Here is a 26,633-nt window from a genome sequence, read left to right as displayed (position 1 = left end):
GCCATGGCCGTCTGGACGTACCGATGGCGACCGCCGGCCCGGGCCGCCACGGCGGGCGCGGTGCTCGCACTGGCCGCCGGGCCCGCCGTCCTCGCCGCGCCCGCCGCCGTCGCGCCGGCACCCACCAGCGTCGCACCGGCGCCCACCGGCGGCCAGGACCAGGGAGAGAACCTGTACCGGCAGAACTGCGCGAGCTGCCACGGCGACCAGGGCCAGGGCGGCCCCCGAGGTCCCTCGCTGATCGGCGTCGGCGCCGCATCCGTGGACTTCCAGGTCGGCACCGGACGGATGCCGATCCCCCACGAGATGCAGCAACCGCGCCGCGGCGAGCCGGCATTCTCGGCCGACGAGATCGCCGCCCTGGTCGAGCACGTGACCAGTTTCGGCGGCGGCGGCCCGGCGATCCCCCAGGTCGAGCCGGGCAGCCTGCCCACCGGGCGGGAACTCTTCGCCGCGAACTGCGCCCCCTGCCACGGCGGCACCGGCGCGGGCACGGAGCTGACCAACGGATGGATCGCCCCGCCGCTGTACGAGGCGACCCCCGTCCAGGTCGCCGAGGCGATCCGGGTCGGCCCCGGCCTGATGCCGGTCTTCCCCAGCCAGGTCTTCACCGACCAGCAGGTGAACGACCTGACCGCCTACGTGCAGAGCCTCCGCAGCGAGCGCCTGGACCGCGGCGGGAACCCGCTCGGCCGGCTCGGTCCCCTGGCCGAGGGCCTCGTCGCCTGGGCCGTCGCGCTGGGGCTGCTCGTCGCGGCGGCCCGTTGGCTGGGCCGCGGGGCCGGCGAGTGAGGCGGCCACGGGTCGCGCCGGCCCCACCCGGCGTCAACGGGCGGATCATCCTGTCCTTCCTGGTCAGCGCCGCTGGCGCGATCGGCTTCGCGGTCACCTACGGGCTCGGCGGACAGACCCAGTGGGAGGGGGTGTGCCTGGCGGTGGCCTTCGCCGGCCTGGCCATCGGCCTGGCGATCTGGGGCCGGCGGTTGGTACCGGTCGGCGGCTACGTCGAGGAGCACGAGGGTTTCCCGCCGCCGCCGGAGGAACAGGCGATGGTGGCCGCCGTCCTGACCGCGCCGGACAGCCCCGTCCGCCGCCGCGGCCTGCTCGCCGCGCTGGGCCTGGCGCTGACCGCGCTCGGCGTCGCGGCGCTGTTCCCGCTGCGGTCGCTGCTGCCGTCGGACCGGACCCGGCCGGTGCGGGCACGCGAGGTCACCCCGTGGGGGCCGGGAGTGCGTCTCCTGAACGCCGACGGCCGACCCCTGCGCCCCGGTGACATCCCGGCCGGATCGGTCGTCACGGTGTTCCCCGAAGGCGGAGCCGACGCCGGCGACGCACCTGCCTTCGCGGTGCGCCTGCGGCCGGAGCGGTTCACCCGGCCACCGTCCGCCGGCCACCTGGACGGGCTGGTCGTCTACTCGTTGCTCTGCACCCACGCCGGCTGCCCGGTACGCCTCTACCTCAAGGGCACCGGCCGGCTGCTCTGCCCGTGTCACCAGTCCTCGTTCGACCTCTTCGCCGACGCGCAACCGGTCGCCGGCCCAGCCGCCCGGCGGCTGCCCGGCCTGCCCATCGAGGCCGACGCGGACGGCTACCTGCGCGCCACCGGCGGCTTCACCGCTCCACCCGGCGCGGGCTACTGGAGCCGACCATGATCATGGACAGGCTGGCCCGCGCGCTGGACGACCGGCTGCGGTTGTCCCCGCTGACCCGCAGGGCGCTGGCCAAGGTCTTCCCGGACCACTGGTCGTTCATGCTCGGCGAGATCGCGCTCTACTCCCTCGTCGCGCTCGTGCTCACCGGCGTCTTCCTGACCCTCTTCTTCGACCCCAGCTCCGCCGACCGGGTCTACCACGGCTCGTACGCGCCGCTGGAGGGCACCACCACCTCCGCCGCGTACGCCTCCACGATGAGGCTGAGCTGGGATGTCCGCGCCGGTCTGCTGATTCGCCAGACCCACCACTGGGCCGCCCTCATCTTCGTCGCCGCCATCCTGGTGCACCTGGTGCGCATCTTCTTCACCGGCGCGTTCCGCAAGCCCCGGGAGGCGAACTGGCTGGTCGGCGTCACCATGCTGATGCTGGCGCTGGCCAACGGATTCACCGGCTACTCCATGCCCGACGACCTGCTCTCCGGCCTCGGCCTGCGGATCATCGTCTCGGTGGTGGAGTCGATCCCGGTCGTCGGCTCGCGGCTGGTCTCCCTCGGCCTCGGCGGCGAGTTCCCGTCCGACGAGATGATCCCCCGGCTGTTCGTCACCCACGTGCTGCTGGTGCCCGCAGCGCTGGTCGCGCTCGTCTCGGTGCACCTGGCGATGATCGTGCGGCAGAAACACACCCAGTTTCCCGGCCCCGGGCGCACCGAGCACAACGTGGTCGGCTCCCGCCTCTACCCGAGCTACAGTCTGCGCTCCCTCGCCCTGCTCGCATGGGTGCTGGCGGTCCTGTTCGCCCTCGGCGGGCTCGTGCAGATCAACCCCGTCTGGCTCTACGGCCCGTTCGACCCTGCCCAGGCCACCTCGCCGGCACAGCCGGACTGGTACGTCGCCTGGGGCGACGGGGCGTTGAGGCTGTTCCCACCCTGGGAGATCCGACTCGCCGGTCACCTGGTGCCCGCGCCGTTCTTCCCGGGCGTGGTTCTCGGCGGCGTCACCTTCCTCGCCCTGTACGCCTGGCCGTTTCTGGAACGCTGGTGCACCGGCGACCGCCGCGCGCACCAGTTGCTGGACCGGCCCCGGGACCACCCGATCCGTACCGGCGTCGGCGTGACGGCGTTGACCTTCTTCGCGGTGCTGGTCGTGGCCGCCGGCGACGACATCATCGCGCGGTTGCTGCGGGTACCGGTGTACGACGTGCTCAACGTGCTGCGCGTGATGGTACTGGTGCTGCCGCTGCTCACCGGGGCGCTGGCCGTCCTGCTGGCGCGGGCCCTGCGCCGCAGCGAGGCCACGCACCTCGGCGACCTGACCCGGGCGGATTTGCGGGCCGCCCGACGGCCGGCCCGCGCCGACGAGCGGACGACGGCGGACGAGCCGGAACTGCCGGCGCCGGACCGGCCCGGGGAGCGCATCGAGCTGTGGCCGGATGGCGAGCAGTGGCGCTGGCGCTACCGGAACGAGCCGGCCGGTGTCGCGATCCTCGGCAACCGCAAGGCACCGACCGAGCGGGAGGCGGCCGACTCCGCCCGGCTCGCCTACCCGGGCGTCGACCACGTGATGGTGCCGGGCCCGCCGCCCCCGCCACCCCACCCGGTCCGCGCCGCGCTGCGTCGCTGGGCCACCACCGCCATCGGCGCGTCGCTCCTGGCGGCGGCGCTGCGTCACCGCCGACGCCGGCGCTGGGGCCGGAACGGGCCCCGGCCGAAATGAACGAGGTACGCCGAAGCCACCGGCACCTGGAGACGAGGTGTCAGCGGCCGGGACGAGCGCTGCGACACATGGCGGTGGCGGGTCGGTTGGTCTGGGGCAGCCTGCTGCTGATCGCCCCCGGTACGCGGACGATCGTCGGCGCGGCGGACCGACCCGGGCGCCGGGAGTACGGGGTGGGTACCTCGACCGTGCTGACCATTCTCGGCAACCGGGTCGCCCCCGGGCTGCTCGATCGATACCTGGCCCGTACCGGTTACCGGTCGCAGCAGACCGCTCGGGCAGCCGACCATGATCGGCCGAACCTGTGGCACCCGCTGGACGGGCCGGGCGGGCACGACTACGCCGCCCGCGGTAGCTTCTCCGCCCGCTCCCACAGCCGCAGCCCCCAGGCGTGGCTGTCCCGGCGCCGTCTCGTAGCCCTCGCCGGGCTGGCCGGGGCCACCGCCGGCACCCTCGTGTGGCTTCGGTGCTGGAGCCCGCGGAGCCGACCCGCCGAGCAGCGACCCGCCCGGCCCCGGGGACTTCCGGAGACCCGACGATGACCGCACCCGGGCGTCACGACACCTCCTCGGCCCGGCGCCTGCCGGTGCGGGTGTACCTGCTTCTCGTCGTCGTCTACCTCGCGATCGTGCAGGGACTGGGCCACGTGCTCACCCGTGGGCTCGACCTGAGCTACGCGACCCCGCCGAACGTCGACGCGACCTGGCGGATGTTCACGGTGCCCGTCACCGCCACGCTGCTGTTCACGGTGGCCGTGATCACCGTCCTGCGGTGGTGGCGGCCCGTGTGGCGCGACGACCGGCCGGTACGGTCGTGGGTGATCGTCGTCCCGATCGTCATGGTCGCGAGCATCCTCCTCGTCACCAACTACGGCGGCCTGGCGAGCAAGGGCGGGACATACACGCTGCTCCTGCTGTTCTCCACCATGCTCATCGGCTTCAGCGAGGAACTCATGTTCCGAGGAGTCGGCGTGACCACGTTCCGCAGCCACGGCTACCGAGAAGGCATCGTCGCGCTGTGGTCGACCGTCATCTTCGGCGTCGCACACCTGGCGAACCTCTACAGCGAGGGACCCAGAGCGGTCGTCCAGGTGATCGCCACGATCATCGCCGGCTACTTCCTCTACCTCATCCGTCGGCGCACCGGCGGAATCCTCGGCCCGGCGCTCGTACACGGCGCCTGGGACTTCTCACTCATCTCGAACTACGTCGTCGAGGGACAGATCCGCATCCTCCCGATCGTCTCCATCGGCGCGATGATCGTGCTGGCCGTCGTGGTGCTGGTCGGACACAAGCGCGTCGAACCGGCCGGCCCCGCGCGTACCGCCGGCCCCACCGGTGCCGACCCGACGTGACGGTCTGACCCTCGGCGGCGTTCCGCCAACGGGCAAATGGTCGTCGGTCCTCATCCGGGGATGAGGTGCAGTTGTTGGGCGACGAAGGTGAGACTGACGGTGGTGACCAGGGCGGCGATGAGCCACGCGGCGGCGCGCAACCGCCAGTGGATGGGCGCTGAGCCGACGAGACTGGTGTTCCCCGCGGTGAGCGCGAGCATGACCAGCCCGAGAGGCGTGGCGACACCGGCGACGAGGCCAGCCACGAACAGGAGCTTAATCGCGCCGATGCCGCTGGCCGCGAGGGCGACGCCCGCGACGGTCTGCGCGACGACGATCGTGTAGAAGCGGGGCGCCTGCCGGGGCGTCCTGCTCAGCCCCCGCTCCCAACCGAACGCGCTGGCGGTGGCGTACGCGCCGGTGGACAGAATGACCGGAACGGCGATGATCGCCGAGGCGAGCAGACCGACGGCGAACAGTTCGCTGGCGAACGGCCCGGCGAGGGGGCGCAGCGCCTGGGCGGCCTGCTCGGCGGTGGTGACCTGCTCGTGGTGGGTGCCGAGCGTGGCGCCGCTGGCGACCAGGATGCTCCAGAAGATGACCACCGCCAGCCCGGCACCGGTGATCGCGTCACCCTCGCGGACCTTGAGTTGCTCGTGCGTGCACGGCTGCTCGACCTGCTCGATGGTCTGCCACACGTACATGTAGCTGGTCAGGGTGGTGCCGACGATGGCGAGCGCGCTGGCGATGTGAGCCGACGTCAGCGGCACGGCGGGAACCAGACTTCCCCGCGCGACCGCGAGCCAGTCGGGGTGCGCCAGGACCGCGGCGGCGGCGTAGGCGAGCAGGCCGAGCATCACCACTTTGAGCACGTGTTCGACCTCGTCGTACCGGCCGATGAGAAGCAGCGTCAGGACGGCGACGGCGAAAGCGGGGATCAGCCACCGGGACTCCACCCCCACGAGCAGACCGATCGCGGCGGCGCCGGCGGCGACGTCGGCGGCGATCGTGACGATGTTGACCGCGACGATGGAGATCAGCAGGACGACGCTGGCCGTCCGGCCGTAGCCGTCGCGGACGGCCTTCTGCAGGTCGCGGCCGGACAGCACGCCGACTCGGGTGGCGAGGATCTGCACGACCACGAGGGCCGGCATCATCAGCAGGGTCAGCCAGGCCAACCCGAAGGTGGTGCTGGCGCCGACCACGACGAGCGTCGTCACGGTGGTGGGATCGGTGTCCGCGGCACCGCTGATGAGACCCGGCCCCCACAGCCGGAGCCGGAACCGCGGCGCGCGTCGTCGGTGCGGGTGGCGGTGCCGGGGGCCGGGCTCAGGGCGAGCCGGCTGCTGGGTCACCCGGCTGGCCCGGACGGGCAGGCACCGTGAGAGCCACCCCGCCACACGGTGCCTGCCACGTCTGCCATCTTCGTCGAACGGACAGGGCACGGGGGCGTGAATCAGGGACCCGACCGGGGTTTCCGCCGACGACAACCGGTGGCCGGCCGCCGGAGGACACACCGGCGCGACGCGCCGCCGAGGGTTCAGACATGGCCAGGGTCGGGAAACCTGACCGGGTTCTCGGCGCTGACCAACCTGGTGTGGGCCTGGCCCCTCTGCCCGGACCGGGTCGGGGGCGGCGGCGGCTCGCTCAGGGGCGTAGGCCGGTCGGCCTGGTGGCGCGCCCACCACCGACGTCACGGGCGGCGCCCGCCACGACGGTCGCGGCCGGCAGCGGCGGAGCGGGCATCAGCGGCGCGTCCCGGCCGGTGCCGCGCCCCCCGGCGCCGCGCCCCGTCTCCTCGTGGTAGTCCTGCTCCACGTTGACCGACCAGACGTCGTGGTCGGTGCCGTGCGCGATGTTCTCCGCGGTCAGCATGGCCGTCAGCATCGAGTGGTCCTGGTTGTTGTAGCGGTGCATGCCGTTGCGGCCGACCGGGTACACGTTCGGCACCTCCCGCGCCAGCCACTCCCGGATGACGTCGACGTTGCGCTGGTAGCGCTCGTCGTAGACCGGGTACGCCTTCGGCATCCGCACCACGTAGCCGGCCTCGACGACGCCGGGCCGGACCAACCCCAGCTTCTCCAACTCCCTGGTCGCGGCCACGATCAGGTCGGCGTCGGGCGTCCGCCAGGTCTCGTCGTCCACCGACACGAAGTACTCCAGGCCGAGGCAGGTACGGCCGTCCTTCACCAGGTACGGCGACCACGAGCCGAAGTTCTGGATGCGGCCCACCCGCACGTCCGGGTCGTGCACGTAGATCCAGTTGTCGGGGAACGAGAACTCCGCCGGCACGACCAGCGCCACGGTGAGGAAATCCCGGTACCGCAGGTCCTCGGCGGCGGCCCGGACCTCCGCCGGTGGGGCCGGACGCAGCGCCCCCACCAGCTCGGAGATGGGCATCGAGGAGACGACGTGGTCGGCCGGCTCGGTGCGCTGCCCCCCGGCGCCGTCGACGGTGACCGCGACCGCGCGGCGTCGCTGCGGGTCCCGGTGCACGGCGGTCAGGCAGGAGCCGGTCTCCACCGTGCCGCCCCGCCGCCGGACCTCCTCGGCACAGCGTTCCCACATCATCCCGGGCCCGAGCCTCGGGTACTGGAACTCCTCGATCAGGCTGGTCACGTCCGTGCGGTGACGTCGGGGCAGCACCGCGTTGCGGACCGCCGTGGCCAGCGACAGGTTCTTGATCCGCTGCGCCGCCCAGTCCGCCTGCAACTGGTCGGCCGGCATGCCCCACACCTTCTCCGTGTACGTCTTGAAGAAGATCGAGTACAGCCGCCAGCCGAACCGGGCCGACACCCACCCCTCGAAGTGGGACTGGTCCGCCGGTGGCCGCAGCCGGGCCCGCGCGTACGAGCCCATGCACCGGGCGGCCTCCCAGAGCCCCAGGTTGCGCAGCGCGTTGCCGGCGTTGAGCGGATAGTCGTAGAGCGCCCCCCGGTAGTAGATCCGGCTCATCCGGGGGCGGAGCAGGAAGTCCTCGTCGGGCAGGATCTCGTGCCAGAAGTCCTCGACCCGGGACACCTTCGTGAAGAACCGGTGCCCGCCGATGTCGAAGCGCCACCCGTCCCGCTCCACGGTCCGGCTGATCCCGCCGACCACCTCGTCGGCCTCGAAGACCCGCACCGCGCAGCCACGGCGGAGCAGTTCGTACGCCGCGGTCAGCCCCGCGGGACCCGCACCGATCACCACCGTGCCGTGCTCGCCACCCATGCCCCGCGCCCCCGTCACCCCTCGACCAGACGGCCGCCCGCATACCCGCCAGGACGCCGATGTCACCTGCCACCGGCAGGCATGACCCGCCACGGACCGGGTAGGCGGCACCGGCTTTCGGGGCGGGAACGGTCGGGGGACGGATGGTCGGGACGGGCCGGGTGGGCCGACTGCTCACGCGGGTCCCCGCGCCCTGGCCGTACGTGCTGGCGGTCTTCGTCGGCACCAAGATCGTCCTCAGCCTGGTCGGGGTGCTCACGCTCGCCGCCTTCGACGAGATCCCCTCGGCGCCGCCGCCGGACGAGGTGCTGATGCGCCAGCAGCAGCGGGAGGCGTCGCCGCACCGGTGGTTCTCGCTCTGGTTCGCCTGGGACTCGTTCATCTACGACCACCTCGCCGGGCTGCCGCTGGACGAGCCGTGGCGGGACTTCGCCTTCCCCCTGCTGTACCCGTTCCTCGCCCGACCGCTGGCCCCGCTGCTGGGCGGCGACACCGCGCTCGCGTTGCTGCTCGTCGCCAACGCGGCCTTTCTCGGCGTCCTCTACTACGCCCACCGGCTCGGCGAACACCTGCTGACCGATGCCACCACCGGCGACCCCCGTGACCCCGCCGCCGACCACGGGACCGACCGCGACGGCGACCGGGCGGCCCGGCGGTTCGTGCGGTACCTGGTGCTGCTGCCCACCGCCTTCCTGTTCCACGCGGCGCTCACCGAGTCGCTCTTCCTCTGCCTGGCGCTGGCGACCTTCTACTACGCGGAGAAACGCCGGTGGCTGCTGGTCGGCGTGGTCGGCTTCTTCCTGGCGCTGAGCCGGTCGGCCGGGTTCGTCGTGGTCCTCCCGCTGGCCCTGGTCCTGCTCCGGCAGGGCGGCTACCGGCTGCGCCCACCCGCCCTGTGGGGGTACCTGCGGTCCGGGTGGCCGCTGCTGCTGGTGCCCGCCGGCTGGCTCGCCTTCATGGCGTTCTGCCGGTGGCAGGGCGGGGACTGGTTCGCCTACAAGCGCGCACAGGAAGAGGGCTGGAGCATCCGGGTACAGAACCCGCTCGGCGTGCTCTGGCACGGTCTGACCGGAGCGCCGCCGCGCGACGCCGTCCGGGTCTGGATCGCCGTCCTGGTCCTGGCCGTCCTCGTCGCCGGCGCCCGCCGCCTGGGCCTGCCCTACCTGGTGTACGGGGTGCTGATGGTGCTGGTGCCGCTGTCGATGGGGCCGCCCGTCTACAAGAGCCTGCTGCGCTACCTGCTCGCCGTCTTCCCGGTGGCTCTCGTGCTGGCCAGGTGGGCGCGGCGGCCCGGGGTCGACGTCTGGTCGGCCGCCGTGCTCGCCCTGCTCCAGGGCGCCCTGTTCGTCCTCTGGCTCGCCTACTGGACCCACTTCGTCATCTGAGTACGACGCGGCGCGGGGGCGTGACGAGCACTGCTGTCCACCGGTGCTGCAGACGGTTACCCGACAGGGGGCGAGATCGTCACAGTCCCTCGACGGCGGGGGAGCGGGCGTGACCGTGGACCTGCGGTTGGCGATCCACAGTAGAGCTTTGGTGCTTTGTGGTTAACCCAGAAGATCAGTCGGTGCCGGAATGCCGACAGGCTGACCGCGTTTATCGATCCCTCTTGTTGCGTACGGTGGGTCGGCCCCCCTGGAACCGCCCGTGTCGCTCGACGGGCGGCTTCCACCTGGCCCGGGGCAACTGTTCGCACACCCTCGTCCCACCTCCGTCCTGCGCGAGCCCGCAGGTGGAGCGGCTCAGGGTGCCGAGGCTCTCGAAAGGGCAGGCATGTCACCGGTGCAGCGCACGGTCTCGCCAGCGGGCCGCGACGACGGGCACGCTCCCGTCCGCCGTCCCGTCCACACCCGGCGGCTCCCACGCCGACGTGCCGCGGCGAGACTCCACAGCGGCCCCGACGCCGGCAACCGCACGGCCGACCCCGGCGACACCGCCTTCCCCTGCTGACCCACCCACCACCTACCCCGTGAGCGGGGAGACCGGCCAGAGCGGGCCGGCCCGCCCCGCCCGGGAGTGACTCCGCGCCGGACCGGAGCGGCAGCCGAATGCCCCTGCGGCGACATCGCCTCGCGCGTCGCCGCCCGTGGCGCTGCCGACGGGAGACGGCATCAGGCCCGCGAGGCCTGCGGTGCGGACCCCGACATCAACCGCGCGGTGGACCGGCGGCCGAGCAGGAGGCCGCCGTTCCTCCGTGCCCCTGCCACGAGCGAACCATGGACCCGGAGGTAAGCGTGTCGCACAGCAATCTGGTCAGGGTGTACACCGACAGGAAATACGTGTACACGACAATGGTCCGCCACCAGGGGACGACGGTGGCGTTCGCCATGGACGACTCCCGGCGCATCTACTACAACGTGCTGAACCTGGATCTGGGCAGCCGCGAGCGGGGCGAGATCGACAGCTCGTACTGGAACGACAACCCGCCCGCGCTGACCTTCCCGACCGAAGTCACCGAGGTCGGCTTCGGCAACGGCGAGACGCTCGCGGTACCGGCGGTGCGCCTCGGCGGCCGGGCCGAGGTGAGCGCCGGCACGCAGCTCCAGCCCGAGGACCTCGACCCGTTCCTGTCCACCACGGCCCGGCTGGGCGCCCGGGCACCGTTCCAGGTCGTCTCCGACGGCCGGTACCTGCTGCTGTTCCGCCAGTCGATCGACGAGGCCCACCCGGACGCGCTGTTCCGGCTCACCGCCGGCGGCGCCTCCGCCGACGCGAGCCGGACGGACTACGCCCAGGCGGGCGGGGCGAAGGTGCCGCTGGTGACCCGTACCCTCCTGTGCGACCGGTTCGTACAGACCGGCGCGACCGTCAAACCGGTGCTCGAGGTGCGCTACCGGCGCAGCCGGAGCAAGACCTCGCCCGCCTCCACCGGTGACACCCTCGGCACCCGGGACCTGGACGGCAACCCCTTCTACGAGCCCACCCGCCAGTTGTCGTTCGTCCGTGACGTCACCGACGGGGAATTCTCGGTGCTGCTGCTGCCGACCCAGGTCAACGACGTGTCCCGGTGGCAACTGTTCACCGTCAACTCGGCGACCAACCGCGTCGACGGGTTCAACGTCGAACGCTCCGACGACGGGCTGTTCAACCTCACGGGCACCCAGTTCTACACCAGCCCCGACCCGAGGTACGCCCCCTCGGTGCTCGAACGCGAACCCGGTGTGGACCCGTTCACCAAGAAGCCGCTGGTGCCGGTCCCGCTGCCGACCGACCGGGCGGGCACCGCCCTGCGCCTCGACGGCCAGGACGACTACCTCGACCTGGGGACCGCCCCCGGCGCGCGGCTGCAGGGCGCCTACACGGTGGAGGCGTGGGTCAAGCCGGCGGCGGCCGGCGGGGTGATCCTGGCCGTCGGGGACGCGTCGCAGGCGGGGTGGTTCAGGCTGAGCGTGAGCACCACCGGTGCGTTGGTGCTGAGTCAGCATCCGGGCGCCGGCAACAGCATCGTGTCGTCCGGTTCGGCGGTGCCGACGGGCCGGTACACCCACGTCGCGGCGGTTCTCGACGGCGGCAGCACTCCGGCCAAGGGCCGGCTGTACGTCGACGGCGTCGAGGTGGCCAGCGGTACGTTGACGTTCACCCCTCCCTCCTCCGGGTCGGCGACGCTCGTCGGCGCCCGCCCGTCCGGGACCGGTGTGTCCGACTTCTTCGCCGGTGACGTCGACGAGGTCCGGATCTGGAGTCAGGCGCGGACGGCCGCCGACCTGGCCCGCGACGTCCGCCGCCGCCTCGCCGGCGTCGAGCCCGGCCTGGTCGCCTACTACCGCTTCGACGAGGGCGGTGGGACCAGCGTCGCCGACCACACCGACAACGGGTTCGACGGCACCGTCCGGGGCGGCCCGGCCTGGGTGACCTCGGGCGCGCCGGTGGGGGACAGCCCCGGACTGTCCCGGGAGACCTTCGCTCTCACGGGCCGGTCCCTCGCCTCCGGCGTGGCCGCGACGCTGTATTTTCAGCAGGAGGAGACCACCGCCGGGTACGCCGCCCAGCCCAGCCCGGCGAAGCGGCAGGCCAGGGTCCTGCTGGCGTTCCCCACGGCCGACACCACCGCCCCGGCCGGCAACCCCCTGCTCGCGACCCTCGACCTCGCGCTCGCCGCCGACGGCCGGCTCGCGCAGGTACCCCGCTCGGTCGCCCTGTCCACCGTCGGTCGCCCCGACCCGACCACGGACATGGATCGGCTCAGCGCGGCGCAGGGAGCGGTCACCGCCGCCCAGGCGAAGCTGATCCTGGACAGGAGCAATCTCGACCAGGCGGACCAGGCGGTGCGGGACACCCACCCGGCGTACCAGTACTGGAACAACAGGTACTGGGCCTTCGTCAACTCCAACTACTGCTACGACGAGGGACACTGGATCTCGCCGCACCACCGGTCGCCCCGGGCGAACGAACTGCTGGCATCGCTGGGCTCGGCCTCCTCGACCTACAACGCCGCCGTCCGCACCCAGGAGGACGCCAAGGCGCAACTCGCCCGGGACCAGATCCTGCTGGCGGACCGGCAGGCCGCGCTGACCGCCCTGAGCGGGGGACTGCAGGGCGGCGACGACGTGACCGTGGCGATGCCGACCGTCGCCGTCGACACCACCGGGCTGAGCATCTTCGGCGCCGTGCTGGCCTTCGCCTGGAGCCGGGACACCCCGGTCCTGCTCGACAGCGCGACAGGCGAGGTGGTGCTGTACTTCCGTGGTGTCGACGGGCAGTTCTTCTCCGTCTACTACGACGTCACCGCCTCCCGCGCGGCCAAGCAGATCACGCTCCCTGCCGGCCGGCTCAAAATGACCAGCCGGGACACCGGGGTCGCCCTGCCCGACGTGGGTCTCACCGTCTCGGCCGGCCCGGACGCCGACCGCTGCACGGTGGTGGTCACCCGGACGGCGAACGCCACGACCCACACCGAGACCTTCACCGCGGTACCACGACGCGCGGACCACTTCGCGGCCGTCCTCAACGGCAACCCGGTCGGGGACCTCCTCGGCAAGGTGGCCTCGATCCAGGGCAACACGGTGACGCTCACCGCGTTGCTGCCCACCGGCCTCCTGGCGGGCACCAAGATCAGTCTGGCCGGCTCCGTCTACCAGGTGCGGGACTCCGTACCGGTCACCTCCAGCTTCACCCTGACCACGGCCCCGACAGGGGTACCGGCCGGGACCGAGGTCCGCACGGTCGTCTACGACTACGCCTCGGCCACCTCCAGCCGACCCGGCACCCGACTGGACCGTGGGTCCCTGATCGTCGCGGTCGACGCCGGTACGGCCACCGCCGCCGTGCCCAACGGCACCGCCGCCGACGTGGTGGCCGGCCGGGGCAACCGGTGGCAGGGCCACGCCCCCGGACGGGCGTTCTCCTTCGACGGCACCAAGCGGCTCGCTCTCCCGGCAGCCCAGCGTGCCCGGGCGACGATGACCGGCGACCTCACCCTGGAAGCCTGGGCCAACCCGGGCTTCGCCGGCACCCAGAGCCGCATCCTGCACGCCCACCTGCCCGGCACCACCCCCACCCGGTACGCCCTCGGCGTGTCCGGCGCGCCCTACCTGTCGGCGCTGGAGTTCAACGGGAGCGGCGACAGCCTCGACTGCGGCGCGGGCATCGACCTGACCGGCACCTCCTTCACCGTGGAATTCTGGGTCAAACGCCTGTCGAACGGCCGCTGGGACCTGATCGCCGGCCTCGGCGCCACGGGCGCGACGGACCAGAGCCTGCACATCGGATTCCGTTCCAACAACGCCTTCACCATGGCCTTCTTCGCCGACGACCTGGACGCCCCGACCTCCTACAGCGACCAGAACTGGCACCACTGGGCGTGCGTGTACGACCGGGAGGGCACCAACCGCGACCAGATCATCTACCGGGACGGCGAGGAGGTCGCCCGACGCCCAGCAAACGGGCACTTCACCGGCACCGGCAAACTCGTCCTCGGTCAAGGCCCCGTCGGAGCGGAGAAGGCGTACGTCCAACTGGACGAGGTGCGGGTCTGGCGCCGGGCCCGTACCGCACAGGAGCTGAAGGCGGACAAGGACCGCCGGCTCACCGGGCGGGAGCCCGGCCTGCTCGGCTACTGGAACTTCCCCGGCCGGCGGACCACCGACCTGACCGGGCGGCGCAACGACGCCACGATCGTCGGGAACCCGAGGTTGGTCGGCTCCCCGTTCCCCGGCTACCGGATCCTCGCCGGGGTGGGCGACCAGTTCGTGCGCAGCCGGGACGTCTACCCGGCGGGCCAGTGGGGCCACCTGGCGGCGGCCTTCGAGCAGGACTGGGCGCTGCGCTTCGACGGCGCCGCGTGGGTGGACACCGGCCGCGCCGACGCCCTCAACGTCACCGGCGACCTGACGATCGAGGCCTCCCTCCGGCTCGACACGCTGGGCCACACCCACGGACTCGTCGGCAAGGGCGGGCTGGCCGACGGCGCCGGCGGCACCGTGCCGTACGCCTTCTGGGTGCAGCCCGACGGGGCGCTGGCCTTCAGCTACGAGAACACCTCGAACACCCAACCCGGCACCGCCGTCTCCACGACGAAGCTGTCGGCAGCCACCTTCACCCGCGTCGCGGTCACCCGCAGAACCAACCAGGTCAACCCCAGCGCGCAGGACATCGTGTTCTACGTCAACGGCGTACACGCCGGCAGCGCCACCCTCCCCGGCCCGACCCCGACCGGCAACCACGGGCTGCTCGACATCGGCCGCTACCGCAGCGGTCAGACCGGTTACGGACTGCGCGGCGTGCTCAGCGAGGTGCGGCTCTGGAACGTCGCCCGGGAGGCGGCGAAGATCGACGCGGCGGTCACCGGGAACACCCCCGGGCTGGTCGCCCAGTGGACGTTCCCGGAGCATGCCGGGAACACCACCGCCGACGCCGCCCGCACCTACACCGGCAGGCTGCACGGGGCGAGCTGGGTCAAGACCCCGGACCCGGCCGGGAACCGGTTCCGGCTCTACTGCAACGGTGACGCGACCCCCGCCGACCCGGTCCTCGCCACGGACGCCGTCGTGACCACCGGCTACGGACCCGAGCAGTTCACCGTCGGCGGCTGCACGACCACCGGCGACACCGTGCGCGACGGCTTCGCCGGCACCCTCGACGAGATCCGGGTGTGGCAGACCGCGCGGACCGGCGAACAGATCCTCGACAACGTCTTCACCCGACTGCGCGGCGAGTCCGAGGATCTCGTCTGCTACTACCCGTTCGACGCCGCCTCCACCGCCGCGGGCGCACCGGTCCTCGACGCCGGGCCGCGCGGGAACAACCTCACCACCGCCGCCGCCACCGAGCCGGCCGTCGTGCTCTCCACGGCGCCCGTCTCCACCGACACCGCCGAGGTCCGCTCCGCGCTGACCGGCATCCGCACCACCTTCCACGACCTGATCGGCGCGTCACCCGCGGTCGGCGAGTACGCCGATGTGCAGCGGATCCCGCACCGCGGTGTGCGGGGGGTGATGAAACGCTGCTACGCCTACCAGCAGGGCGGGCGCTGGCACCTGATCACCGGCTACAAGGTCGGCAACCTGGTCAGCAAGTGGGTCGGCCAGGCCCAGTTCGACCCGCAACTCGTCGGCTACATCGAGGGGGCACCACCGGTCCCCTCGGAGAACCTCGTCCAGCGCCCGGGCACCGACGACTACGTCGACGCCGCCACCGTCTCCTTCGTCCAGGCCGACGAGGTGACCAACACGCTCTCCTCCAGCCAGGAGATCAGCATGGACGTCTCGGCGAAGATGAAGTTCTCCTGGGAGGTCTCGGCGGACGTCCTGAACATCACCGCCCCGCTGGGCATGGGCACCGCCCAGCCGATGGTCAAACTCGCCAAGGAGGGGAACCTGGAGTTCGGCCTCGACTACTCCAACGGCTGGACCAGTGAGACCGAGGTGTCCGAGGGCCACAACACCACGCGTACCAGCACCGTCGCCCTCAGCGGCGCGTGGGAGGACCCGAACCGTCCGCTCAACCCTGCCGCCGGCCAGCGGTGGATACCGGCCAACACCGGCTACGCCCTGGTCCAGTCCGAGACCGCGGACGTCTTCGCGCTACGCCTCGAACACACCGGCGCGCTGGTGGCGTACCGGATGATGCCCAACCCCGACATCCCCCGGGACTGGAACATCATCGAGTTCCAGATCAACCCGCTCTACACCAAGCAGGGCACCCTCGACGGGCTCATCGGCTACGGCCTGGCCGGCCCCTTCGCCGACCCCACCCACTACCCGACCGCCGGCGACGGCGCCGAGTACAGCTACTTCAAACCCCGCGAGGCGTACGCCCTCAAGCGCCGCGTCGAGCGTCAGGCCCAGCAGTTGCAGAGCTACTACGACTCGGTGTCCACCGAGACCCATGCCCCCGACCGGACCAGGGAAAAGGCCAAGGAGGTCGCCAACAAGTCCTCCGCCCGCCGTAACCTGGCCAACACCTACGTCTGGACCGCCGGCGGCGGCTTCTTCGCCGAGTCCACCGAGACCACCGACACGGTCACCGAGACCGCCGGCGGCTCCTACTCGATCAAGGGCACCCTCAGCGGCGGTGGCATGTTCGAGGTCAAGGGCGCGGCCGGTGGCACGAAGATGGGCTTCGAGGCCAGCATCGGCGGCGGCAGCAGCGTCACCCGCACCAGGGCCAAGTCCGCCACGAAGACCTTCGGGCTCGAGGTCGCCTGCACCGGCGGCCGGGACCTGCAGCGCTACGCCGCCGACGGGAAGCCCGTCTACGATCCCGCCACCAACCAGCCGGTCACCGCCCCCGGCCGGGTCGACGCCTACCGGTTCATGACCTTCTACCTCGACGTCACCAAGGACAACTTCGAGGACTTCTACGGCAAGGTCGTCGACCCGCTCTGGCTGGCGACCTCACCCCAGGCCGCCGCCCTGCGCCAGGCCCACCAGGCCGACCAGAAGCCCCCCTGCTGGCGCGTCTTCCACCGGGTCACCTTCGTCAGCCGCCTCCTCGACCCGGTCGCCGCCACCGCCAACGCTCCGGCGTCCCTGGCCAAGGCCCTGCAACGGGAGGGTTTCAGCAGCATCTACGACCTGATCCAGACCCTCGAACCGGACATCAAGAACAGCCCCACCAACCTGGCCACCCTGGCCAACCTGACCACCGCCACCACCGACACGCTCACCAAGAAGCTGTACCGGCTCACGCCCTACACCCAGGAGATCGTCGTCCACCTCGCCCGCTACCTCGGTATCGACCGATGACCACCTCAATCGGACCACGAGTGACCAACCCGTAGCAGGGCCGATGGCCCCGGCGCTGCCACCCGCGGCGCCGGGGCCCACGGGCGTGGGCAACTCGCCGTCCACGCGAACACCCGCGACCCGCTCGTGTGCGTCGACGGGCGGTCCGCCGCGCTGCGCACCCGGCACGTCGCCGGCACCGCCACCACGGCACCCGCCGCGACGTTGTCCTGACGTGCCGTAACCGCCGGGAAGGGTGCGTCATGCCACCGTCGAGCCCCACGAGCCCCGAGCCGCCGACGCTGGTGGTCATCCGGGGGAACTCCGGCAGCGGAAAGACCACGGCCGCTCGGGAGGCCCGGCGTCGCTTCGGCCGCGGCGCCGCCCTGCTGGAGCAGGACTACCTGCGCCGAACCGTGCTCCGGGAACACGACACCGCCCGCATCGACCCGGTCGCCCCCGCGTTCATCACCGCGACCGCGCGCACCGCCCTCGACCTCGGCTACCACGTCATCCTCGAAGGCATCCTGCACACCGAGCGCTACGCCACCGTGCTGCGCCAGCTCATCGGCATGCACGCCGGGCCGGTCGCGGTCTTCTACCTGGACGTGTCCTTCGACGAGACCGTCCGCCGCCACCTCCACCGGGACGAGCCGATCCCCGTCACCCCCGGCGAGATGCGCCACTGGTACACCCACCGCGACCTGCTCGGCGTCGCGGGGGAGACCGTCATCGGCGAGGCCAGCACCGTCGAGCAGACCGTCACCACGATCCTGCACGCCAGCGGCCTCACCGCGGTCGTACCGCAGACGCCCTGCCCGCGACGATGCGCCCACTGCGCCCACGACGCCGACCAGCCGACCGCCGCGCCGCAGACTCCCTGACCCCCGTTCGTCGTCGAGTCACACCTCGGGCGGGTGGCGAACGGCTGCCACCTGCGCGTACCGGCAGGTCGCGGGGTCGGTGTCGTGGGGGCCGTGGGTGGGCCCGGCGACCCCCGGTGTTAGGTTAGGCATTCCTAACTTCCCGGAAGTGGAGTACCCCAGCATGCGCGCCACCCGGTTCCTCGCCGGAATCGTCACCGCCGCCACCGCACTCGCACTCACTGCCTGCGGCGGATCGTCCGACACCACAGACACCCCCGCCGCCTCCGGCACCGCGGCGGGGTCGTTCCCGGTCACCGTGACCCACGCCTTCGGCACCACCACCATCGAGAAGAAGCCCGAACGGGTCGCCACCGTCAACTGGGCCAACCACGAGGTGCCGCTGGCCCTGGGCATCGTCCCGGTCGGCTACGCCAAGGCCAACTTCGGCGACGAGGACGGCGACGGCCTGCTGCCCTGGGACGCCGCGAAGCTCAAGGAACTGGGCGCGTCCACCCCGGTGCTGTTCGACGAGACCGACGGCATCGACTTCGAGGCGGTGGCCGACACCAAGCCCGACGTCATCCTCGCCGCCTACTCCGGGCTGACCCGGCAGGACTACGACACCCTGACGAAGATCGCCCCGGTCGTCGCGTACCCGAAGGCTCCCTGGGCCACCTCGTGGCGCGAGAGCATCAAGCTGGAGAGCCAGGCCCTCGGCCTGGCCGCCGAAGGCGACGCGCTGATCGCGACGATCGAGAAGCAGATGAAGGACGAGGCGGCCCGCTACCCGAAGCTGGCCGGCAAGTCGGTGATGTTCCTGACCCACCTCGACCCGACCGACCTCAGCAAGATCAGCTTCTACACCACGCACGACACCCGGGCCCAGTTCTTCACCGACCTCGGCATGAAGCACCCGGACAGCATCGCCAAGGCGTCGGCGACCACCGAGGAGTTCAGTCTCACCCAGAGCGCCGAGCAGGTGCAGAACCTCAGCGACGTCGACATCATCGTCACCTACGGCGACGCCGAGGGCAGCACCCTGGCCGCCCTCCAGAAGGACCCGCTGCTGTCCAAGATCCCGGCGATCGCCCGGGGCTCGTTCGTCTCGCTGCCCGGCAGCACCCCGGTCGCCACCGCCGCCAACCCGACACCGCTGGCCGTGTCGTACGTCCTCAAGGATTACGTCGACCTGCTCGGCGCCGCCGCCGACAAGATCTGATGACCGTCGACACCAAGCCCGGGCCGGACGTCGCGCACCTGCGACGCCCGGCCCGGGTGCGCCTGGCCTGGCTGCTGCTCGTCCTGGCCGTGCTCACCCTGGTCATGCTCGCCTCGGTCGCCTTCGGCTCCCGGGCCGTCGGCTGGTCCGACATCACCGCCGCCCTCGCCGGCACCGACGACACCCTCAACCAGGCGGCCGTGGTCAAACGCATCCCCCGGACGATCCTCGCCGCCCTCGTCGGCGCGGCGCTGGCCCTGTCCGGCGCGGCGATGCAGGGCGTCACCCGCAACCCGCTCGCCGACCCCGGCATCCTCGGCGTCAACATGGGCGCCATGCTGGCCATCGCCGTCGGCATGACCACCGTCGGCCTCTACACCGCCACCGCCTACATCTGGGCCGCCATCGCCGGCGCCGCCCTGTCCAGCCTCTTCGTCTACGCCGTCGGCTCCCTCGGCCGCGCCGGACCCACCCCCCTCAAGATCGCCCTCGCCGGCGCGGCCACCTCCGCCGCCCTCGCCTCACTGGTCGTCGCGGTCGTGCTCCCACGCGGCGACATCGCCGAGAACTTCCAGTCCTGGCAGGTCGGCGGCGTCGGCGGCGCCACCTGGGACAGCATCGGCCACGTCCTGCCGTTCCTGGCCGCCGGCCTGGCCATCTGCCTGCTCTGCGCCCGGGCCCTGAACTCGCTGGCCCTCGGCGACGACATGGCCGCCGCCCTCGGCGAACGCGTCGCCGTGATCCGCGGGATCGCCGCCCTCGGCGCGGTGGTGCTCTGCGGCGCGGCCACCGCTGTCGCCGGACCGATCGCCTTCGTCGGCCTGATCGTCCCGCACCTGTGCCGGCTCCTCGTCGGCCTCGACCACCGCTGGCTGCTGCCCTTCGCCACCCTCGTCGGCGCCGCGCTGCTGACCGCCGCCGACGTCGTCGGCCGGGTCGTGAACCGACCCGACGAGATCGAGGCCGGCATCATCACCGCCCTGATCGGCGCCCCGTTCTTCATCTACATCGTCCGCCGGCAGAAGGTACGCGAACTGTGACCAGCACGACCCTCGACGCCGTCACCCGCGGCCGGGTCCGGCGCACCAGACGGCGTCGAGCCGTCCTGGCCACCCTCGGCGTGGCCGTGGCGGCGATGGCCACCGTCTCCCTGATGGTCGGGCAGACCTTCTACCCACCCGGCGACGTCCTACGGGTGATCCTCGGCGAGACCGTCCCCGGAGCCTCCTTCACCGTGGGGGAGCTACGGCTGCCCCGTACCGTCCTCGCCCTGGCCACCGGGCTGTGCTTCGGCATGGGCGGCGTCACCTTCCAGACCATGATGCGTAACCCCCTGGCCAGCCCCGACATCATCGGCATCAGCTCCGCGGCCAGCGCCGCCGCGGCCTTCGCCATCATCGTGCTCGGCCTCGGCGAGACCGGCGTCTCGATCTTCGCCATCGTCGCCGCCCTCGGCGTCGCCGTCATCATCTACGTCCTGTCGTTCAAGGACGGCGTCGCCGGCACCCGGCTCGTCCTCATCGGCATCGGCATCGCCGCCATGCTCAACAGCGCCACCTCCTACATCCTCAACCAGGCCGGACAGTGGGACCTGCAGGCCGCCACCCGCTGGCTCAACGGCAGCCTGAACGGCTCCACCTGGGACGAGACCATCCCCGTCCTGATCGCGCTGCTCACGTTCGGCCCGGTCCTGCTCGCCCAGGCCCGCAACCTCACGATGCTGCAACTCGGCGACGACACCGCAGCCGCGCTCGGAACCCGGCTGGAACGCACCCGGCTGGTCTCGATCGTCGCGGCCGTCGGCCTGATCGCCTTCGCCACCTCGGCCACCGGACCGATCGCCTTCGTGGCCTTCCTGGCCGGCCCGATCGCGGCCCGGCTGGCCGGCCCCGGCGGGTCGCTGCTGTTGCCCGCCGGACTGGTCGGCGCGCTGCTGGTCCTGGTCGCCGACTTCCTCGGCCAGTTCGCCTTCGACACCCGCTTCCCGGTCGGTGTGATCACCGGCGTACTCGGCGCCCCGTACCTCATCTACCTGCTCGTCCGCACCAACCGCGCGGGAGGCTCACTGTGACCACCATCCACTCCCTGACCGTGGAGAAACTGACCGTCGGCTACGGCGACCGCCTCGTCATCGAGTCCCTCGACCTGCTCGTGCCGCCCGGCAGGATCACCGCCATCGTCGGCGCCAACGCCTGCGGCAAGTCGACCCTGCTCCGGTCGATGTCGCGGCTCCTGGCACCACGCACCGGTCACGTCCTGCTCGACGGCCGGGAGGTGCACCGGATGCCCGCCAAGGAACTGGCCCGTACCCTCGGCCTGCTCCCGCAGTCACCGATCGCGCCGGAGGGCATCACCGTGGCCGACCTCGTCGGCCGGGGCCGCAACCCCCACCAGCGGATCCTGTCCCGATGGAGCAGGCAGGACGACCTCGCGGTGGCCGCCGCGCTCGACGCCACCCACACCGCCGACCTGGCCGACCGGTCGGTCGACGAGCTCTCCGGCGGGCAACGCCAGCGGGTGTGGATCGCGATGGCCCTGGCCCAGCAGACCGACCTGCTGCTGCTCGACGAGCCGACCACCTTCCTCGACGTCAGCCACCAGGTCGAGGTGCTGGACCTGCTCACCGACCTGAACACCGACCGGGGCACCACCATCGTGATGGTGCTGCACGACCTGAACATGGCGGCCCGCTACGCCCACCACCTCATCGCCCTGGCCGACGGCGGCCTGCACGCGGCGGGGGAGCCGGCCGCGGTGCTGACCGAGGACTGCGTCCGCGCGGTCTTCGGCCTGGACAGCCAGGTCATCCTCGACCCGGTCTCCGGCAAGCCACTGATGCTGCCGATCGGCCGCCACCACGCCCAAGCCGCGATGTCGTAGCCCTCGCCACGGCAGGTTGCGTGGGGAGAGGACAAGCAGAAGGGGAGCCGTGATGCCGTTCTTTCGCTCTGGGCATCGTCAATCATGCGTGAAGCCGCTCTGATGCCGGCGAGTGCGGAGACCGGACAGACCCCAGCCCGGTTGATCGCGTCATCTGACGGACGTCAATGACGGAGGTTGTCGCAAGCCCCTAGGATGCATCTGGTCTGTGACTGCCACGGAGTTGACTGGTGTGGCATTGACCATCTCGGAAGGCAGGTTGGGTGAGCGGGCCCCATTTCGGTGAGAACAGTGACTTCCAGGAATCCGACCGTCGTGACGACGCCGCACGACAGGCGGGCAATGAGGTCGAGGTCTCCGGATCCTCCCGGGCAGTCGATCGTGGTCGCAGCAACTCGGACGAGACGTCACCGCAGGTGCTGCGGCCACGGCCGATCGAGCGGGCCGGTGCCTCGCCTGTTCCCACCGTGGTGGTGGCGACACAGGGGAGCAGGATGGTCACGGTGCCGACGGCCTGGTTCTGGGGGGTGGCGGGCCTGCTCGTCGTGTTGATCCTGATGGTCGTTTCCCTGCTGGTCATGGTGGTGTCGCGAGGGTCGGACGGCCCGGCGCAGCCGGTCGTGGCGGGCGAATCTCCGTCCCCGTCTTCGTCTCCGTCGCCCTCGCCGTCTCCGTCCGTTGAGTTGCAGACGCCTGAGCCCGAGACGCCGATGCCCTCCGCTGAGCCCTCGCCGTCGACGGCTGCTTCCGCGAGCGGTCCCACGGTGCCACCGGCCACGGAAGTGAGCGTGCAGTACCAGGGCCCTTTCGTGCTCGACTCCTACTACAAGGACCTCGACCTGGTGCCGCCTGCGAGAAGGAGCCTCACTGCCGGTGGGGAGCTCTGGTACGGCCGCTACAAGGGCTTCAACGCCGATGAGGACGCCAGTATCGCGGTGTGGAACGAGCGGAGCGTGCCGACCTACGAGGATTGCCGACACGTCGCCACGGCCGCCGGGATCGAAACGGTCGATACCCATGATCTTGAGGAAGGTCAGACTGTCTGCGTGCTGACGGACGAGGGGCGAATCGCCCGTCTGAAGCTCGTCAACAAGGGTTTTGATGAGTGGGGCTTCGACGCCACCGTCTGGGACAATTAGGCGGGTCAACGTCCTCGAACAGGTCGAGTGGACGCGTGGTGGCCAGGGCGCCCAGCGTTGCCGGAGATTCCCTCGAAGACGGGCCGGTTGGTATCGCTCACGCGGAGCCCGTGATCTCGGCGGGCCGCGACGAGCCGCCGCCGTTCACAAAGGTGAGGCCGGAGACGTCGACGGCCTGGATTGCTTGGCCGAGCAGGAACGTCATGGCCTCGCCGACGCACATGAGGCGCCACGCCTCGTCGCATCTGCTCGGTGTGACGAACGCTGGCGGCTGGCGACGGCCTGTTGTGAGCCGGTGCGGCGGCACTCAAGGCGGCCGGAAGCTCCTCCGACCGCATCAGCCTGGGTGTTGGCCGTTCTCATCCCGGTCGGAAAACCGGCAGATCGGTGTCGGAGCTGCCACTGGAGATCGAGTGGCGGTCGTTCGGCCGTGAATCGACTCCGGGTCGGGTCGGGGCGGAACGTCTACGCCAGTTCCGACGACCCACCGTACGTCAGAACCACTGACGGGCGGACAACCTGCTGGTGTCCCGGCCGCTACGTCGCGGGTGCCACCAGGATCCGGTGGGTCCATTCCAGGAGGCCGGTCACGCGGAACGGCCCGGTCCAGCCGACCATCGGCTCGCGATCGGTGTACTCGACCGTCGACCAGCAGTCATCGAACGCCACTGTGTACTCACGGTCGCTGGGGAACACGTGGGTGACCGTACCGGTGACGACGGCGTCCACCGGGTAGCGCCGGGCGACCGCCGCCCACTCCGTTCCTGACCAGCGAGAGAAGCGGGTACGTCGGCCACGCATGCCGGCGTCCAGCGGAAACAACCGGACCAGCCCGGGTTGATGTTGCAGGACCTCGAAGAGTCCCGTCGTGCCGATCGGTGGCCAGTCGGTCGGATCGTCCGGCAGGTGCAGGACGTCCACCCATCCCTGGGGCGGCTGGGCAAGGTCGACCAGGATGCCGGACCTCCCGGGACCCATCGGGATGGCGCTCACGACGCCCCGGACCCGGCTGCCGACGGGGAAGGCCCGACGCGCCGCGACCAGCTCACTGATGTCGGTTGTCACCGGGCGATTCTCGCGGCACGGTCGGCCGCGTGCACGACTGCAACTATGGCGCGTCCCGGCCACCGGCGGTCTCTGGCCCCTCCCCGGTGTCGCAACGAATCTGTGGCAGGACGTCACCTTGGTATGGTCAGCGCCTCTTCTGGAGGAGGCGGGCGTGGCCAACTCTGTCGTCGAGGCGGCTCGTGACGGCCGTACGGCGGTGGTCGCGACCGCCGGGGCCACGCTGGGACTGCTCGCGTTCGCGGCCGACTTCGTCGCAGGCGCTGCGGGGCAGGTGCTGATCGCCGTCGTCAGCAGCGGCTTCGCGTGGGGGCTGGCTGCCGTCCTCGTCGGCCGGTCAGCCGCCACGGCGAGACGAGCGGCAATCGAGGCCACCAGGCTGCTGGTGCTGGCGACGCTGCTCTACTACCTGCTCGTCCTGGTGGTGAGTCGCCGGTGGAGCGGGGGCTATCTGGAGGACGGCACGTCGGCCGATCTGCTGGGGCTGCGGTCGGTTGCCGTCATGACGGCCGCGTGGCTGGCCGGAGCCGTCGTGGCGGGCCCGATCCTCGGGATGCTCGGTCATGTCGTGCGGGTCGGCACAACCTCACTCGCGGCGGGGGCTGCCGGAGGGCTGTGCGGGCTGCTCTCCGGTGAGGGCTGGCAGGCCCTGGTGCTGGCACCGCCCTGGCAACTGCTGGCCGTGACCGACCCGCACCACGCGCAGTTCGTCCGGGGTGTGCTGGCCGGACAGGTCGTCAAGATCGGGCTTCCGATCGTCGTCCTGGCCTGGCTCGCCACGACGCGCCGGCTGTGGCGTGCGTGGCCGATGCTGCTCATCGCGGCCGTCTCATGCGGCGCGCTGAGCGCGGTGCTGTGGCACGTGCTCTACGTCGCGTGAGCTCGACCCGCCCACACCATCCCGCGCCGACCAGGCTGGCGCTGCGACGTCGGCGTCCGCCAGGGCCAAGGTCGGCCTGGACCACGATCAGGTGCGTCGCTCCAACGCCGGGTGCCGGCACGTGACGGCGATCGCGAGCCCGCCGGCGAGCAGCGCCCTCCTCAGGCATAAATGGGCGCATGCGGGTAGCCGGTCGCACAGCGCCGCGCGAGGAGACTCCGCGGCCGCGTAGGTCGACGCGGACGGTGCTGACGGGTGCGGTGAGCGACCCCGGTCCCGGAAGGAGCGGTCCCCGGTCATGCCGTGGAGCGCGGGGGAGAACGGTCCGGCACATCGATGTCATGGGCAAGGGGGACGGGCCGGCTCCCCGTAGCCCCGGACCGGACGCCGCGAATCCGCAGGTCAACGACGAGTCGGTGGTGATCTGACTCTTGCTTCACGTTCCGGCTGGGTGTAGAACTATCGGCAGCTAGGTACACACCTAGCACTCTTCTAGTCTGCAACAGTTGGAGGCCTGGCGTGGACCGCCTCAGGATTGGTGTCGTCGGTATCGGGGTCCAGGGACAACTGCACGCCCGCGCGCTGCGCGACGTGCGGCAGGCAGAGCTGGTCGCCGTCGCCGACGTCGCACCGCACCACCGCGACTGGGCCGAGCAGAACCTCGGGGTACGCGCCGTCGCGGAGATCGGCGACCTGCTCGACGACGTCGACGCGGTCAGCATCTGCACCCCCGACCACCTGCACGAGGAGGCGACCCTTGCCGCGCTCGCCGCCGGCAAGCGGGTGCTGCTGGAGAAGCCGATGGCGCTCTCCACGGCCAGCTGCGACCGGATCATCGCCGGGTGTCCCGACCCGGACGCGCTGATGATCGGCCACGTGCTGCGGTTCGACCCGCGTGTGCGCCGGCTCCGGGAGGTCGTCCGCTCCGGCGACCTCGGCGACATCTGGCACGTCAAGGTCTGGCGCTGCACCTCGCAGGCGGTCGGCGTGGGCATCTGGGACCGCACCTCGGTGGCCTGGTTCCTCGGCATCCACGACGCCGACCTGGTCCGGTTCGTGACCGGCCGGGACGTCGAGGTCACCGGCGCCGTCGGCCGCAAGGTGCTCTCACCCAGTTACGACGTCGTGCACGCGACCATCCGCCTCGACGGCGGCGCGGTCGGCACGATGGAGAACAACTGGACGCTGCCGCACTCCCGGCCGTCGCGGGCCGACGCCGGGCTGCGGATCGTCGGCGAGCACGGCGTCCTGGAGATGGACCTCTCGCACAACGACCTCCTGTACGCCCGCCGCGACGGCGCGGCCAGCTTTATGGACACGTACTTCTGGCCCAGCCGCGAGGGTGGCGGCGCCTACAACCTGCGTACCGAACTCGAAGCGTTCGTCGACGCGGCCCTGACCGGCGGGCCGACCCCGGTCAGCGGCGCGGAGGGCCGGGCCGCGGTCGCCGTCGTCGAGGACATCGAGGCGGCCCTGCACGCCGACGCGGCGACCGCGCCGCCCGGACGCTGAG

General features: G+C 71.7%; 17 protein-coding genes and 1 pseudogene. 15 read left to right on the top strand and 3 right to left on the bottom strand.

The window, feature by feature from the left end; translation table 11 throughout:
* The first annotated feature begins 3 nt into the window (after nt 1-3).
* The 5 genes and pseudogenes from qcrC (at nt 4) to AWW66_RS01670 (ending at nt 4,718) form a co-directional block, all read left to right on the top strand.
* Nucleotides 4-792, top strand: coding sequence for a cytochrome bc1 complex diheme cytochrome c subunit (gene qcrC, locus AWW66_RS01690; protein WP_067359516.1), 789 nt, complete (start codon nt 4-6; stop codon nt 790-792).
* Nucleotides 789-1,652 (top strand): QcrA and Rieske domain-containing protein, encoded by an 864-nt coding sequence (locus tag AWW66_RS01685; protein ID WP_067359515.1) that lies wholly within the window; start codon nt 789-791, stop codon nt 1,650-1,652. Before qcrC ends, AWW66_RS01685 begins: the two co-directional genes overlap by 4 nt.
* Nucleotides 1,649-3,364, top strand: coding sequence for a cytochrome bc1 complex cytochrome b subunit (qcrB, locus tag AWW66_RS01680; RefSeq protein ID WP_157527070.1), 1,716 nt, complete (start codon nt 1,649-1,651; stop codon nt 3,362-3,364). Before AWW66_RS01685 ends, qcrB begins: the two co-directional genes overlap by 4 nt.
* Nucleotides 3,365-3,489: 125 nt before the next feature.
* Nucleotides 3,490-3,831 (top strand): annotated as a pseudogene (locus AWW66_RS33315) (SDR family oxidoreductase); the annotation flags it as partial.
* 71 nt (nt 3,832-3,902) lie between these two features.
* On the top strand, nt 3,903-4,718 hold the full coding sequence (locus AWW66_RS01670) for a CPBP family intramembrane glutamic endopeptidase (protein WP_067359512.1): 816 nt from the start codon (nt 3,903-3,905) through the stop codon (nt 4,716-4,718).
* Between the two features lie 50 nt (nt 4,719-4,768).
* Here the strand turns inward: AWW66_RS01670 and AWW66_RS01665 are convergent, their stop codons facing one another.
* Together AWW66_RS01665 and AWW66_RS01660 are read right to left on the bottom strand one after the other, a co-directional pair.
* Nucleotides 4,769-5,917, bottom strand: coding sequence for an NRAMP family divalent metal transporter (locus AWW66_RS01665; RefSeq protein WP_169807043.1), 1,149 nt, complete (start codon nt 5,915-5,917; stop codon nt 4,769-4,771).
* A gap of 427 nt (nt 5,918-6,344) precedes the next feature.
* Nucleotides 6,345-7,907 (bottom strand): NAD(P)/FAD-dependent oxidoreductase, encoded by a 1,563-nt coding sequence (locus AWW66_RS01660; RefSeq protein WP_067359510.1) that lies wholly within the window; start codon nt 7,905-7,907, stop codon nt 6,345-6,347.
* Nucleotides 7,908-8,068: 161 nt separating this feature from the next.
* Between AWW66_RS01660 and AWW66_RS01655 the strand changes: the two genes are divergently transcribed.
* The 8 genes from AWW66_RS01655 (at nt 8,069) to AWW66_RS01620 (ending at nt 23,175) form a co-directional block, all read left to right on the top strand.
* Nucleotides 8,069-9,292, top strand: coding sequence for a hypothetical protein (locus tag AWW66_RS01655; RefSeq protein WP_245647822.1), 1,224 nt, complete (start codon nt 8,069-8,071; stop codon nt 9,290-9,292).
* Nucleotides 9,293-10,141: 849 nt separating this feature from the next.
* Nucleotides 10,142-17,092, top strand: coding sequence for a laminin G domain-containing protein (locus AWW66_RS01650; protein WP_169807042.1), 6,951 nt, complete (start codon nt 10,142-10,144; stop codon nt 17,090-17,092).
* A 242-nt stretch (nt 17,093-17,334) separates the two neighbouring features.
* Nucleotides 17,335-17,955 carry an AAA family ATPase gene (locus tag AWW66_RS01645; protein ID WP_067359507.1) on the top strand — a complete coding sequence of 207 codons (621 nt, stop codon included), beginning with the start codon at nt 17,335-17,337 and terminating at the stop codon, nt 17,953-17,955.
* A 148-nt stretch (nt 17,956-18,103) separates the two neighbouring features.
* Nucleotides 18,104-19,156: an iron-siderophore ABC transporter substrate-binding protein gene (locus AWW66_RS01640; protein WP_245647820.1), complete on the top strand. Its 1,053-nt coding sequence runs from the start codon at nt 18,104-18,106 to the stop codon at nt 19,154-19,156.
* Complete coding sequence (locus AWW66_RS01635; protein ID WP_083978142.1) at nt 19,156-20,196, top strand: FecCD family ABC transporter permease; 1,041 nt, start codon at nt 19,156-19,158, stop codon at nt 20,194-20,196. The genes AWW66_RS01640 and AWW66_RS01635 overlap by 1 nt, the downstream gene beginning before the upstream one ends.
* A complete protein-coding gene (locus tag AWW66_RS01630; protein WP_067359505.1) occupies nt 20,193-21,227 on the top strand; it encodes a FecCD family ABC transporter permease in 1,035 nt (344 codons plus the stop codon). The genes AWW66_RS01635 and AWW66_RS01630 overlap by 4 nt, the downstream gene beginning before the upstream one ends.
* Complete coding sequence (locus AWW66_RS01625) at nt 21,224-22,036, top strand: ABC transporter ATP-binding protein (protein WP_067359504.1); 813 nt, start codon at nt 21,224-21,226, stop codon at nt 22,034-22,036. Before AWW66_RS01630 ends, AWW66_RS01625 begins: the two co-directional genes overlap by 4 nt.
* Before the next feature lie 263 nt (nt 22,037-22,299).
* Nucleotides 22,300-23,175, top strand: coding sequence for a hypothetical protein (locus tag AWW66_RS01620; RefSeq protein WP_157527066.1), 876 nt, complete (start codon nt 22,300-22,302; stop codon nt 23,173-23,175).
* Between the two features lie 537 nt (nt 23,176-23,712).
* Here the strand turns inward: AWW66_RS01620 and AWW66_RS01615 are convergent.
* Nucleotides 23,713-24,240, bottom strand: a complete 528-nt coding sequence (locus AWW66_RS01615) for a hypothetical protein (RefSeq protein WP_067359502.1) — start codon at nt 24,238-24,240, stop codon at nt 23,713-23,715.
* Nucleotides 24,241-24,394: 154 nt separating this feature from the next.
* On the opposite strand from AWW66_RS01615, the gene AWW66_RS01610 reads away from it, so the two are divergent.
* Both AWW66_RS01610 and AWW66_RS01605 read left to right on the top strand, forming a co-directional pair.
* Nucleotides 24,395-25,120 carry a hypothetical protein gene (locus AWW66_RS01610; protein ID WP_067359501.1) on the top strand — a complete coding sequence of 242 codons (726 nt, stop codon included), beginning with the start codon at nt 24,395-24,397 and terminating at the stop codon, nt 25,118-25,120.
* 519 nt (nt 25,121-25,639) lie between these two features.
* On the top strand, nt 25,640-26,632 hold the full coding sequence (locus AWW66_RS01605) for a Gfo/Idh/MocA family protein (RefSeq protein WP_157527064.1): 993 nt from the start codon (nt 25,640-25,642) through the stop codon (nt 26,630-26,632).
* Nucleotide 26,633 lies beyond the last annotated feature (1 nt).

The sequence above is a fragment of the Micromonospora rosaria genome (assembly GCF_001567585.1).
In the GTDB taxonomy this organism is placed as follows: Bacteria; Actinomycetota; Actinomycetes; order Mycobacteriales; family Micromonosporaceae; genus Micromonospora; species Micromonospora rosaria.
This window is presented reverse-complemented; position numbering and strand designations above follow the sequence as displayed.